This window comes from Flavobacterium procerum (genome assembly GCF_042431625.1).
Lineage (GTDB): Bacteria > Bacteroidota > Bacteroidia > Flavobacteriales > Flavobacteriaceae > Flavobacterium > Flavobacterium procerum.
On sequence record NZ_JBHLYW010000008.1, the window covers coordinates 162,315 to 175,060 of the forward strand.

A 12,746-nucleotide genomic window follows, 5' to 3' on the forward strand; every position below is an offset into this window, starting at 1 on the left:
TTTCAGAATGGTATTCTTCATTTCAAGGGAAATCACTTCTTCTATTCTATAATCATATACAAAACAACACATTATTAATCCTATCTAAATAAATACCAAGATGAATTACGTAGTAAGAGGTATTAGAAAAATACCTAAAATCCCCGACAAAAGCTGTATAAAAAAATCTTTAACTCTATTTTACAAAGAACATTTCTATTAACAATTATAAAAAATAAAATGCCAATTCAAACATTAGAAATCATAAAAAGCTGGTTTAAGACTGGTTTAAAACCAACCGAACAGCAATTCTCAGATACTTGGGATTCTTTTAGACATAAAGATGAAAAAATACCGAACCAGGATATAGAAGATATTGATGTTTTCTTAGATAATAAAGTTGATAAATCAGAGTTCCAAAATCATCTTGCAAGTTCCGATTCACATCCTAAAAAAGAAGACAAAGCCAATAAAAATCAAGCTGGTGGTTATGCTGGCTTAGATAATCTGTCTAAAATTCCCACAAGCAGTTTGCATATGGTAGACGACCTTACAACAGGAGGCAACAATCCTTTAACAGCCGAACAGGGAAAGATTTTAGGTGAACAATCGCAGATTTTCAAAGAACAAATCGATGCAATGAATACGCTTTTAAGTTCTGACAATGTTGACCTAGATTCTGTTCAGGAAATTGTTGATGCTGTTGAAAATATTAAAATGTCTCTGAATACAATTCTAGTAAACAATCTTACAACTGGGGGCGTAGCGAAAGCACTGACAGCAGAACAAGGAAAAACCTTGAAAGGTCTGCTTGATTTGTTGACAGCGAATAAAGTTGACAAGGTTTCTGGTGACCGACTAATAAATGCATCTGAAATAACCAAACTTGCTACTTTAACTCCCGTGACAACAACTACAAAAACAATAGCTTCTACAGTTTTGAATACTCAAAACGCTGCAGGTTTTGTTTCTTATATAAATGCCTTAAGCCCTGTACTTCTTGTAGGCCCTAACGAAATTGTTAAATACATTACATCAGATACAGGCAGAACTTTTGAACTTAACCTAAGAGGTCGAAGTTTTGGTGTTGGACAAACACCTATCACAATTGCAGATGTAACTGAAATTACAAGCTTTTTAAATAAGGATATTGCATTAAGTAATTATCCACAAAATCGGAATGATGGTGTAATACCCATAAATAAAGTTTTGTCTGTTAATTCGGCTGGAAAATTAGGTTTGTACACAGTCGGACTTATGCCTGCTCCTTTTTTAGAATATATTGTACCGGATAATCAGTTGCCAAATACAACTTTTAATGTTTATCTCCATGGCTCTTTTTTTACACCAACAATGACTGTGAGTATAGCTGGTCAAACAGTGAACTCGGTAATATTTAAAAGTTCTTCACTGGTATTGATAAATGTTACAACTGGGATTGAAGAAGGGCTCTTTAGCATTACTTTAAACAATGGTACATCAGCAACATTTCCAAATGCAATGTTTGTGATTCTTGGAACAGTTTATACTCCAACATCAGAAAATTTTAAAATACTAACAGGTTCTGCAACTTTAGATGCAGATGGAATTATAAGAACTACTGGACGTGGAATTAAGACAACTGCAGATTTGGATTATATTATTCCTGCTGGTCAGAATTTTAGAATAACTGGAAAAGCTACTAAATCGCCAATTTATATTAACGATATAACCAATCAAAATTTAGATTATATCAGTTTGGTGTCGGTCAATAATGCTATGAAATTTAAAACAATGATTAGTGTGTATGCAACTACGAATAATAATTTGAATTTTTATCAAGCCTCGACTGGAGATTCACGTCAAGGATTTTATAACAATATTTTGAATGGTCAATGGTATATTGAACGTATTGGGACAACAGTTACAGTGTATTGTAATAATGTTCTACGTCTTACATTTACTGACACTTCAAATGAAGATCTAAAAATAAATCTGGGTATTAATTTTTGTGATTTAGCAGTAAAATACATCGCACTTCATCAATAAGCGAAGATTTTTAAAAAACATTACGATTTAATTAAATTATTATCAAAAACCAAAAGTCAATATATCCCTGTATTGGCTTTTTTACTTCACATTAATCAGTTTTTGAACCTTATTTATTTCTACTGAAATCACAGAAAAACCTCATCTGAATTTTCTACTTTTTCTATTCTTTCAACCTACTTTTACATCCCAAAATTTTAATAGCGTACTCTTTTTAAATAAAAAAAATACTTTCTGCGCTATTCTATTCCAGAACAAATTATTAATCCAATTAAACAAATACCACAATGAACGACGCATTAAGAGGTATTAGAAAAATACCTAAAATCCCAGACAAAAGCTGTTTAAATTAAGAAACGTAAAACTACTTGTTTTCAAATCATATAATTAAAACAGAAATATGCCAATTCAAACATTAGAAATCATAAAAAGTTGGTTTAAAACAGGTTTAAAACCAACCGAACAGCAATTCTCAGATACTTGGGATTCTTTTAGACATAAAGATGAAAAAGTTTCTGTACAAGAAATCGAAGGAGTCGATGCGTTGACACCAAACATAAGCGAAGTACTCACTAAAGGAAACAATTACTACACCAACGGACAGAATGATTATATGGTATTTTCAAACCAATATGCTCCGGGCTGGCAATTTAATAGAATGCAATTTATGCCGGGTGGCGTCAGAGTAGAAAAATCGCATGGAGGGAAAACTGATGGAATCGTGTATGGAGGAGATCATCTTGGTTCGATATATTCGAGAAGTGATTACGCAAACGAGGTCGGCTTTAATTTAAGCACGGAAGGTTTATTGTTAAAAACCAACACTTCTGAAAGCGGTACAGGAATTATCAAAACTGACAATTTAACAAAAGTAACTGATTATCAACTTCCAGCAGAAACCACTGAACCTTCGGTTACGCTGGTCTCAAAAGTAAATGGTATTCCTGCTGATGTCAACGGAAATGTGATTATTGAAGCAGGAGGATCACAATCTCCTGTTTCGGCAACAGAATCTGGAATCGTTACTAATGATTCCTTGCAAGAATTGGGAGGTACAGATAAAAAAATCAACGGAATTAGAATTGGGAAAGGAAATGCCAATTTCGAGAATAATCTGGTAATAGGCCGAAATGGATTAGCATCTGTAACCACAGGACAATATAATGTAGCCATTGGAAATGGAGATGGAGAAATCGAAGGCCCTTTACAATATTTAACAACAGGTCAGAATAATACCATGGTAGGTTCTGATGCCGGAATAAGTACTACCACTGGTAATCATAATACTGGAATTGGAGCCGCTGCATTATTCACTAATACTACTGGTTCCAGCAACACTGCACTTGGAGTTTCAGCTTTAAGAGAAAATACTACGGGAACTTTTAATGATGCTTTCGGACGCCGTGCTTTAAGCAAAAATACTACTGCAACAGCAAACACTGCTGTAGGAAGCCTTGCATTAGCAGAGAACGCAACTTCACCATTTAATGTCGCTATTGGATGCAGTGCCTTATCAAAAATGGTTTCTGCTTTAGGACAATCAACCGCTATTGGCGCGTATTGTATGTCTGACGCAACTGGTACAGATAAAAACGCGGCCATCGGAACATATGCTTTGCGTTACAATACATCGGGATTTTCTAACACCGCTATCGGACATACGGCTCTTGGTCTAAATACTTCGGGACATTCTAATAATGCTGTTGGGAATTATTCTTTAGGCGCTGTTACTACTGGTATTGCAAATACTGGTATTGGAAAATTTGCTGGAAGATATATAACCACTGGAAGTTTTAATATTTATATAGGCTCTGAAGGGCTTCCAGAAGATGCCGCTGTAGACGGCATTATTAACATTGGTAACCGATTTGTTTCAAGAGGTTCTAAATTATCACTGAATGGCGCAGTAAACATAGGAACAGCTCCGGTTTATGAAAACAATGCAGCAGCATTGGCTGCTGGTTTAAAATCTGGAGATGTTTACAGAACTTCTGTAGGAGTACTAATGATTGCATTTTAATTGTTTCAAATTCAAAAAACTAACAAGCACTTTATCAATACTTTAGAACAACAACTTAAAAATATAACCATGAACAAACAAAAAATTGCCGTTATCGCAAGTCTTTTAATTGTACTGACAGGTTTTATCGACACTAAATTCGATCTTTTACAAGATGCTGGATTATCGTTGGTAACAATCAACAGAATTAAATTAATTGGTTTGGTCTTGTCTGCAGTACTGCCAGGCATTACACCGATATTTGAAGATAAAACAGAATAATAAAATTACTTTAAAGAACATTCAACTTAAAAAATTAAATATGGCCATACAACCTATAAACATCATTAAAAGCTGGTTCAAAACTGGCTCAAAGCCAACAGAACAGCAATTCTCAGACACTTGGGATTCTTTTAGACATAAGTTCGAAAAAGTTTCTTTAGACGAAATTGAAGGAGCTGAGACACTAGCACCAAACATAAGCGATGTACTTACGAAAGGTAATAATTACTATACTAACGGGCAAAATGATTACATGAGTTTTACCAATCAATATGCGCCTGGATGGGAATTAAACAGTATGCAATTCAGACCTGGCGGTTTAAGAATAGAAAAGTCGCATAATGGGAATTTTTCTGGAATTTTATATGGTGCTGATTATATTACTTCATTATACACTAGAAGTGATTACGCTAATGAATTGGGTTTCAAGCTAAACACCAATGGTTTATTACTAAAAACCAATTTGTCTCAAAATGGAACTGGTGTAATTAAATCTGATAATTTACAAAAACTTACGAATTATCAGCTTCCAGCAGAAACAACCGAACCATCAGTGACACTTGTTTCGAGAGTAAACGGAATTCCCGCGGATATAAATGGAAACGTAAATATTAGCGGTCAAGGTGGTGGCGCACCAACTTGGCAACAAACTCTGAATGCAGGTAGTACTTCTGTAGAAGTTCAGAATATGCGTGTATCTTTAGGTGAAAAAGCATTTCTAGAATTAAATGGTAGTGGCGATAAAGCATTCTTTTTCAATACAGAAAATGGAATTAATTTGCAAACAAGAGGAAAAGGAGAAATCGCTATAGGCAATAACGACGGTATTAAAATTGACGGACAATCAACGGGCAAAATAACATTAAGATCAAACTCAAATGAAGGAATTAAAATGGACGCTTCTTCGTGGGGCGAATTGGCCATGTCACAAAATCAGGGATTTTATATCGATTCGAGAGCAGGAATTCTAACGTTAGCAGGGGGAGGTTCTGAAGGAGTAAAAATTTTGGGGCGACCAGGAGTGACTATCACTGGAGAATATTTTAACATAGAATCAGGCAATACTAACTTTAGAAGTAATGTAAATTTTTTAGGTAGTGGAGGACTCGTATTCAAAGATCCTACAAATAATGCTACAAGTCCAGAAATAAGACTTAATTATTGGAGCATTGATGATTTAGGAACTCAAAAAAAGGTTGTACAGTTACTTGGAAATATGATTGTTAGAGAGTCCTTCTATTTGCAGAATGGATTAAAATTTAGAACAAATCTTTTACCAACTGGTTCTGCAACAACTGACATTGACAGTTCTAGAGTAACTGTCAACTCTAAAGCTTTTTTACCAACGGGGGTTAAAGGCAACTTTACACTACCCGTATCCGTAAACGATACAAAGGCTGATGTCAATGGAAATATTAGCCTGCCTTCGGTTATTGACAAAATAATTTATAGTTCTGTCTTAACTAAACAATGGCTTAATATGGCCTATCCTGATGCACCAATAGGAAAATCATACTTTCAGCTTGAAACCATGCAGTTAGCTATAAAAACGGGAACTGATACTTGGGCAGTATCGCCTTTGACTAACTTGGAATAATTCATAACTTACTAAATAAAAATACGTTAAAGTCAAAAATGATTTTGACGTATTTTTTATTTAAAAAGCAAAAGACACAATCCTTTTTTCTACTGAAACTACTGAAAACCAACGCTTAAATATTCTTTTTTCACCCTCTTAAGCACTACTTTTACATACTCTAATTCATCTATTAGAATCCCAAAACAAGCATAAATTTTACAATTCGTTTTCAGATTATACCTGAAAGCCAGCACTTCGATTGTGCAAATCACTTAATAAATATATCAACCGTTAACATTATATCAATCATGGATTTTAAATCAAAAGATTTAGGAGAAGCTCCTCCGACGCCCGATATGAGCAATTTTAAAAATCCCTTGACGCAATCGTCAGAAGGAAGCATTTTTATAGAAAATTTCACTATTTCGACCTTAAACAAATCTGAAAAAAGTGAAAGCCTTGCCGAAGCCATCAAAAAAGAAAGCAGAGACAGCAGTATCTAATTTTAATTCAAACCAAACAAAATGTTAGACGAAACAGCAATTCAAAACTTAAAAGAAAAATACGGAGCAGTCTTAAAATTCACATCAGATGATTTGTCGATTACAGCTTACTGCAAAAAACCGTCTTTTAGTTCATTTTTAAAGTATCAGAACAAATACAAAGACAATCCGCACGAAGCGATTTTGTTTTTATTTAAAGAATGTTTGCTTGACAAAGAAAATTACGACGAAGAATTTATGCTTTCGGCAGGAAATTCAATTGTCGCCATGATAAAAAATGACAGCGAATTTTCTATAGATGCAACTCCTAAGAAAGACGAATTCAAAAAATCGGCAGCACTTATCAGAAATGCTTTTTCGGTAGATCCGTACAAACTCCCTATGGATGAATTTTATAAACTGCTCGAAGAAGCGCTTTGGCTGCAGAAACATACCGAAATAAGAATGGAAAACACACTGATAAATGCCTTTGCCAAAACATTTTCAAACTAAAAATCAAAAAAATAAATCATTATGAAATTCAATTTTAATGTTAACGAAATTTTAGAAACCAAAGATATTGAATACAGCGGTATTAATTATAACGAATCGGAATCTAAAGATTTTATTATTGATAAAACCGGAGGCGAATTTAACTTGAGAGTCTTTGCTCCTTTGGTTTTTGAACCGCTTTCTAAAAATGACCTCAACTTGCCAAGTTTAAGAGTAGACGCTGTTACCGTAAACCTGAGCCGTTCTAAAATGATACGAAAAGAAGGCGTTGAAGGAAGAGATTCTACCATTAAAGAGCACATCACAAATGGTGATTTCAGCATTTCTATCGAAGGACTTATTGCTAATGAAACCGGAGATGAATATCCAAAAGAAAAACTTTTCCTGTTGAAGCAATTCTTAAATGCTCCATATTCTCTAAGAGTAACACACGCTATTTTGAACCGATTTGGAATCTACGAAATTGTAATAGACTCCTACTCGATTCCTTCAATTTCGGGAACAAAAAATATTCAAAAATTTACGGCCAGTGCCACATCAGATGAAACTGTCGAACTAATAATCAGAGACAATGCTTAAACTCAATGCCAAAATTAAAGTTTACGAAACGGTAAAACTGATTCCGACTCCTAAGTTTTATGAATTCAATTATGTCAAAAATGTAGACATAAACAATTCATACAAATCACTTACGGACACGGCCACTATTGTGATGCCGCAAAAAGTGTACACCAACACGAAAGGATTTGATCAGAATCTGTTTAAAAATGCGAACGGAGAAGAAAAAACAATTCACGATTTTTTTAAACTCGAAAATTACATCGAAATCTTTTTAGGATACGACGGCGATTACAAACCTGCTTTTAGAGGCTATATTACTAGTGTTCAGTCTGATATTAATGCAGTAATAACCTGTGAAGATGCTATGTATGCTTTTAAAAAAGTAAAAGCAGTAAAAGATAATGACGTTCAGGATAAAAAAGACAATTTGAATGTTGTGGCCGCTAATCCGGCTACAAATGTCGACAATTTTAATCCGAAAACTTTTTTTGAAAAGAGGATGAAAGAACTGCAGCTTCCTTTTAAAATAAATGCTCTTGATGAAAACATAGGAAACATAGTGGTGAGTCGAAACCATAGCTTGGCACAGGTTTTCGAAATGCTGAAAGACAAAGGAATCTACACTTATTTTAAAACCGAAATTACAGGTCCGGTTCTTACGATTACCAATAATCCGCAGCAACACAATGCCAAAGAATTATCTGGTTTTATCGATCGCAATTTTATCAAAAGTCCGCTGGCAGGAACATTGGTAAAAAAACTGATTAATGAAGGGCTCAATCTTTTGGCTTCTCAGTTAAACAAAGCAGTTCAATCTGTTGCTGGAGGCTTTACTGGAACCGTAAACTTCAGATTCCGTTATAATATTATCGAAGATAAATTGGTTGTGGTTAAAGAATCGACAAAAAATATCCGAATCCGTGTAGAAAAATATTTCAAGAACTCCAACTCGCCAATTTATGTAGAATTAGGCGATCCAAACGGACAATTGATAAAAACACATGTATTGCATAGCGACAGCGATGAATTGCCCAACGAAGAAACTTCTTTCGCAAAAACGACAACAGAAATCGCTTCAGAATTATACCAATATGCGGCTTTAAGAGCAATGCAATCAAAACCAAACGGATTTGAAGGTTATATCCTGACTTTTGGAGAGCCGTTTGTGCGTCCGACAGATAAGGTGGTTCTTGAAAATGCAAAAGACAAAGAAAAAAACGGAACCTTTCAGGTCGAAAAAGTGGAACGAAGTTATGGCGAAAACGGCTATAGACAAAAAATTTATTTAGGAAGAAGAGTCGAATCAATATAGAAAAAGAAAATGGAAACTATAAAAGATTTAATAAAAAATGTAGCCGCAAACAATCAGAACATTGAAACTTTTGCGGCAAAAGTCATCAAAATAAACAAAGAAGTAGAGTCGCTTCATAATCCAGAAGATGTTTATACGGTAAACATCATGAGGGCTGACGGTGCAATTATCAAAAATGTGCGTTTAAAAGCTTCTATTCAAGACGTGGAACAAGGAATTATTAGCATTCCGAAAAAAGACAGCTGGGTTTTGGCTTCAATTATTGATGGAGTTGAAACGAGAGCATTTATTTCGCAATATGCCGAAGTAGACCGAATAATGGGAAGAATCCAGGCTGTAAACGATCCGAAATTATTTTTTGATTACAGTGCAGATGGCAATAAACTTCATATTCGCTACATCAAAGCAGATAATGAAACCGAAACCAATGAAGTTAAAATTACTGATGTAGCTAAAATAGAGTTTGACAAAGATCAAAACTTTAAAATCAGTTATTTCAACGAAGATGAAAAGCCTCTGGCTGTTACGCATTTTGCGTCTGATAGCCTTAGAACGACTTTTAATTCGATTAAAAACAACGTGGTAACAGAAGGGTCTGTTTTGGCAATGACAAAAAATATAATCGATTTTAAAATAAATGATGACAATGGTAAAAAACGAACTAGTTTATTAATAAAGCCAAGCAATATTGAAGCTCATTTATTTAATGATGAAGAAAAAGAAAAGCTAACATTTGAAATTAGTGGCAGCGAAAAAGCAGAAATTAAACTTACAGAATCAAACGACACTATTCTTTTAGAGAGAGACAGAATTCAATTAAAAAAAGATGCTGACAATTTAATTGAAATTTTAGGGCAACACGGTGTTAATATTCTGACCACTGGTAATATAAACTTAAAAGGCGAAAATATTAATATCGATGCCAATGCAAATATCAACATGAAAGCCAAAATGGAAATACAAGTCGAAGCTGCTAAAAACACGACCATAAGAGGAGAAAACGTATTAATCAATTAAATCATGGCAAAATATATCTGTAACGGCGCTAAGTGTAAATGCACTTTGAGCGATTCTGAGGGGACACTTATGGTTAATTCTCAAAACAAAATTTTCATTCAGAATAAGTTAATGGCGACCGAAAATGAAAAAACATTCTTACCCCATTTTGTTAGCTGTAAAAAAACTGACCCGCCTACTCCATGCGTACCTGTTATTGATGCACCATGGAGTAGCGCAAAAAGCGACGTGTTTCAGACTCAAAATAAAGGATTGCTGGAAGATTCTGAATGTCAATGTACACAAGGCGGAACAATTTCTATTGTAGATTCAAAACAATCTGCAACAAATAACGTTATATTAGGAGATTACTCCTCTAAACCAACAGAAATTTCAAATGTTTATGTCAAAATACGAACTTTGGAAGACTATAAAGGAGAATTTGGTTTTGATTGGTTAGATTTGGATCCAGAAACAATGGAAATCCAGAAAATACAAGGTGTTCCTTTTGAAAATATCGAATATTTTTATAGAAAAGGAAATACCCCTGCGGATTTAGGTGACATAGTAGCTGTAAGAAGTGACACAGACAAACAAGATGCAAAACAAGCAATTAAGGAAAATTACGGATTTACTAATTTTTATAATCATGTTGATATTCCCTTCGTTTTATTACAACCAAATCCAGACCCAGAAGTATTCATCAAACTAAGTCTTGAAGTTTTTTTTAAAGGAACCCCTCAAGATGATTACATATCAATTACGGGGGATGACTACTACGAATTTGAAATTGTAGGAGGAGAAAAAGACAAAAAAACTACAAGAAAAAAAATAACAAGCAATGAGAAATTACTACTTAAAGTAAAATGTCTAAAAGAATCTTTAGACATAAAGTATGCTTTTGTACATACTGGAGCACTTGGCCCACGTGAAGTAGGCGGACTTAATATGATGGAAAATAAGGTTTTGGAACTAAAATTCAGGGTTATCGCCTTGGTATCAAATGAAGGAAACCCAAGTGAAAAAGCAAAGGCATTATTTAAAAAGTTTAAAGATGGTGAGATCACAAAATACCTTAATGAAAACTCATTAAATCAGGCAGGCTATAAAGTTGTAATTGAAAATCAGGAAATGTTTACTAATTTAGATAATCCTAGCGTTAATCTTGATAATTATTTATACGCTTTTGATAAAAAAGATTGGGAAAGCAAATCGTATTACAGATTAGAAAATAATATAGGAATGCTTTTTTATAAAATTGATGTGGATAGTGGCAAAAAAAATGATGAAGGAGAACCAATAATGATCACTAAATCTATTGATTACGTTACAATTGAGGAATATACTAAAAAGCTTAAAGTAAAATATTCAGGTGGTTTAATCATTTTGGGAGATGGAAAAGCTATGAACAATGAGGCAGTAGCTTTCAGCAGAACTGAACCACTAAATCATGACACAATATTTGTTTATAATAATACAAATAAGAAAGACACTTATGCACATGAAATAAGTCACATGCTTGGATTACCTCATCTATTTTATCATTTAGAAGAAATGAATGATTATAACATTATTAGAAATAATATTTTAGGAAATGGAGAACCTGAGCTAATAGATGGTAGAAAAAATCCACTATATATCGCTGGCATCTTAAAAACTATAAAGAAAACTGAAACATCAAGTCATGATAAATATAGCCAAGTTAATTTATTCGGAAAAAAGAATGATTTAATTAATTCTCTTGATTCTATTATCACTAAATATGAAAGTATAAAAGACAAAAATATAGAAGATAAAAAAGAGGTAAAAGCTAAATATAAAAACTATCCTGATTCTTATAAAATTAATTCTTCTCAAACGAAAAAGCAATATATAGATGTATGTGATACTTGGATTGATTTTGCAAATACGTTGATTGGAGAAAATACTTTAGCAAAAGAAAATCTTTCAGATAAAAAGGATTCAGGATATATACAATTAAATGTAGTTGGTAATTTTTTAAAAAAAGATTTCTTGAAATTACTCAATCAAAGTTTAAAGTATTATAACTTGGTTATTAATCAAATAAATTCTAATTATATAATGTTTAAACAATCTTCAACAGATAAGTTGATAACAAAAAACTTTATGGATTACCATAATAATGATAAAAGACTCTTTCTTATGCGCAATCAAATTATAATCATGCGAAATGACATTAATAATTATGTCTAATTTTTTATAAACCAACAATTAATAAATTAGTAAAAATGAAAATCAGTTTATATTTAATAATTACAATAATTTTTACATCTTGTATTTTTAAACGAACAACTCCTTTTAAAGCATCTCCTAAAGGCATGGCTGTTATTAATGGTGGTAGTTATCAGTACACAGACTTTCCTGGCGAGGATATTCCGGGTTACGGAGAAATTTCTTATATAGAAAACTTTGAAGAAGGTGGGACACGTTATGGTAAAATTATTAATGGTTTTAAAGAAGGTAAATGGTTAATTGGAAATGCGGATTTTGACAAAGATGAAAATGTTGTTGCAAAAGGAAAAATATACAAAGAAGAATATTTTAAACACGGCCTACGAGATAGTATTTTCAGACAATTTGATAATGATGGCAAAGTCGTCTATGAAACTACTTTTAAAATGGGCACAGGACTATGGAAAGAATTTCATAGCAATGGAACATTATATTTTGAAATGTATACCAAAGACGGCTATTTTACAGATACGCTAAGGTTGCACAACAATGAAGGCAGAGTTTTTGCAAAACGATTTTATCAGAAAGACACACTGGTTTATTACATAGGAAATAATTCGTGTGTAAAATATCGATACACCCCTAATGACAGCACTTTTGTGGAAGTAGATTCTTATGAAGCAAAAGATTTAAAGCGAGGATCTCTTAGAAATACCCTTCGATATAAAACAAAAAAAGAATTTAAGGATGTTTTCTTGGTAAAAGTGCCGTAATTCAAAAAAGGGATTTAAAAATACTCATAAATGAAATCACAAAATAAGG

Annotated in this window: 11 protein-coding genes; all 11 read left to right on the forward strand. The window is 33.2% G+C overall.

Annotated elements, in window-relative coordinates:
* Positions 1 to 219: 219 nt before the first annotated feature.
* Positions 220 to 2,007 (forward strand): hypothetical protein, encoded by a 1,788-nt coding sequence (locus ACFFLS_RS09950; protein ID WP_379685144.1) that lies wholly within the window; start codon positions 220 to 222, stop codon positions 2,005 to 2,007.
* 400 nt (positions 2,008 to 2,407) lie between these two features.
* A complete protein-coding gene (locus ACFFLS_RS09955) occupies positions 2,408 to 4,027 on the forward strand; it encodes a hypothetical protein (protein WP_379685142.1) in 1,620 nt (539 codons plus the stop codon).
* Positions 4,028 to 4,096: 69 nt separating this feature from the next.
* On the forward strand, positions 4,097 to 4,288 hold the full coding sequence (locus tag ACFFLS_RS09960; RefSeq protein WP_379685141.1) for a hypothetical protein: 192 nt from the start codon (positions 4,097 to 4,099) through the stop codon (positions 4,286 to 4,288).
* A gap of 40 nt (positions 4,289 to 4,328) precedes the next feature.
* On the forward strand, positions 4,329 to 5,885 hold the full coding sequence (locus ACFFLS_RS09965) for a hypothetical protein (RefSeq protein WP_379685139.1): 1,557 nt from the start codon (positions 4,329 to 4,331) through the stop codon (positions 5,883 to 5,885).
* 290 nt (positions 5,886 to 6,175) lie between these two features.
* Positions 6,176 to 6,370 carry a hypothetical protein gene (locus tag ACFFLS_RS09970; protein WP_379685137.1) on the forward strand — a complete coding sequence of 65 codons (195 nt, stop codon included), beginning with the start codon at positions 6,176 to 6,178 and terminating at the stop codon, positions 6,368 to 6,370.
* Between the two features lie 21 nt (positions 6,371 to 6,391).
* On the forward strand, positions 6,392 to 6,862 hold the full coding sequence (locus tag ACFFLS_RS09975) for a hypothetical protein (protein ID WP_379685135.1): 471 nt from the start codon (positions 6,392 to 6,394) through the stop codon (positions 6,860 to 6,862).
* Between the two features lie 21 nt (positions 6,863 to 6,883).
* Positions 6,884 to 7,441, forward strand: a complete 558-nt coding sequence (locus tag ACFFLS_RS09980) for a DUF6046 domain-containing protein (protein ID WP_379685133.1) — start codon at positions 6,884 to 6,886, stop codon at positions 7,439 to 7,441.
* The gene (locus ACFFLS_RS09985; protein ID WP_379685132.1) at positions 7,434 to 8,735 is read left to right on the forward strand and encodes a hypothetical protein; all 1,302 of its coding nucleotides are present in this window, start codon (positions 7,434 to 7,436) and stop codon (positions 8,733 to 8,735) included. The genes ACFFLS_RS09980 and ACFFLS_RS09985 overlap by 8 nt, the downstream gene beginning before the upstream one ends.
* 9 nt (positions 8,736 to 8,744) lie before the next feature.
* Positions 8,745 to 9,752, forward strand: a complete 1,008-nt coding sequence (locus ACFFLS_RS09990) for a hypothetical protein (RefSeq protein ID WP_379685131.1) — start codon at positions 8,745 to 8,747, stop codon at positions 9,750 to 9,752.
* A gap of 3 nt (positions 9,753 to 9,755) precedes the next feature.
* Positions 9,756 to 11,945, forward strand: coding sequence for a DUF4280 domain-containing protein (locus ACFFLS_RS09995; RefSeq protein WP_379685130.1), 2,190 nt, complete (start codon positions 9,756 to 9,758; stop codon positions 11,943 to 11,945).
* Between the two features lie 35 nt (positions 11,946 to 11,980).
* The gene (locus ACFFLS_RS10000) at positions 11,981 to 12,697 is read left to right on the forward strand and encodes a toxin-antitoxin system YwqK family antitoxin (RefSeq protein ID WP_379685128.1); all 717 of its coding nucleotides are present in this window, start codon (positions 11,981 to 11,983) and stop codon (positions 12,695 to 12,697) included.
* Positions 12,698 to 12,746: the final 49 nt, after the last annotated feature.

Excerpts from the sequence above, each read along its gene's own strand:
- ACFFLS_RS09970 (WP_379685137.1), top strand. The coding sequence starts at position 6,176 with ATGGATTTTAAATCAAAAGATTTAGGAGAAGCTCCTCCGACGCCCGAT.
- ACFFLS_RS09955 (WP_379685142.1), top strand. The coding sequence starts at position 2,408 with ATGCCAATTCAAACATTAGAAATCATAAAAAGTTGGTTTAAAACAGGT.
- ACFFLS_RS09995 (WP_379685130.1), top strand. The coding sequence starts at position 9,756 with ATGGCAAAATATATCTGTAACGGCGCTAAGTGTAAATGCACTTTGAGC.
- ACFFLS_RS09980 (WP_379685133.1), top strand. The coding sequence starts at position 6,884 with ATGAAATTCAATTTTAATGTTAACGAAATTTTAGAAACCAAAGATATT.
- ACFFLS_RS09960 (WP_379685141.1), top strand. The coding sequence starts at position 4,097 with ATGAACAAACAAAAAATTGCCGTTATCGCAAGTCTTTTAATTGTACTG.
- ACFFLS_RS09950 (WP_379685144.1), top strand. The coding sequence starts at position 220 with ATGCCAATTCAAACATTAGAAATCATAAAAAGCTGGTTTAAGACTGGT.
- ACFFLS_RS09990 (WP_379685131.1), top strand. The coding sequence starts at position 8,745 with ATGGAAACTATAAAAGATTTAATAAAAAATGTAGCCGCAAACAATCAG.
- ACFFLS_RS09985 (WP_379685132.1), top strand. The coding sequence starts at position 7,434 with ATGCTTAAACTCAATGCCAAAATTAAAGTTTACGAAACGGTAAAACTG.
- ACFFLS_RS10000 (WP_379685128.1), top strand. The coding sequence starts at position 11,981 with ATGAAAATCAGTTTATATTTAATAATTACAATAATTTTTACATCTTGT.
- ACFFLS_RS09975 (WP_379685135.1), top strand. The coding sequence starts at position 6,392 with ATGTTAGACGAAACAGCAATTCAAAACTTAAAAGAAAAATACGGAGCA.
- ACFFLS_RS09965 (WP_379685139.1), top strand. The coding sequence starts at position 4,329 with ATGGCCATACAACCTATAAACATCATTAAAAGCTGGTTCAAAACTGGC.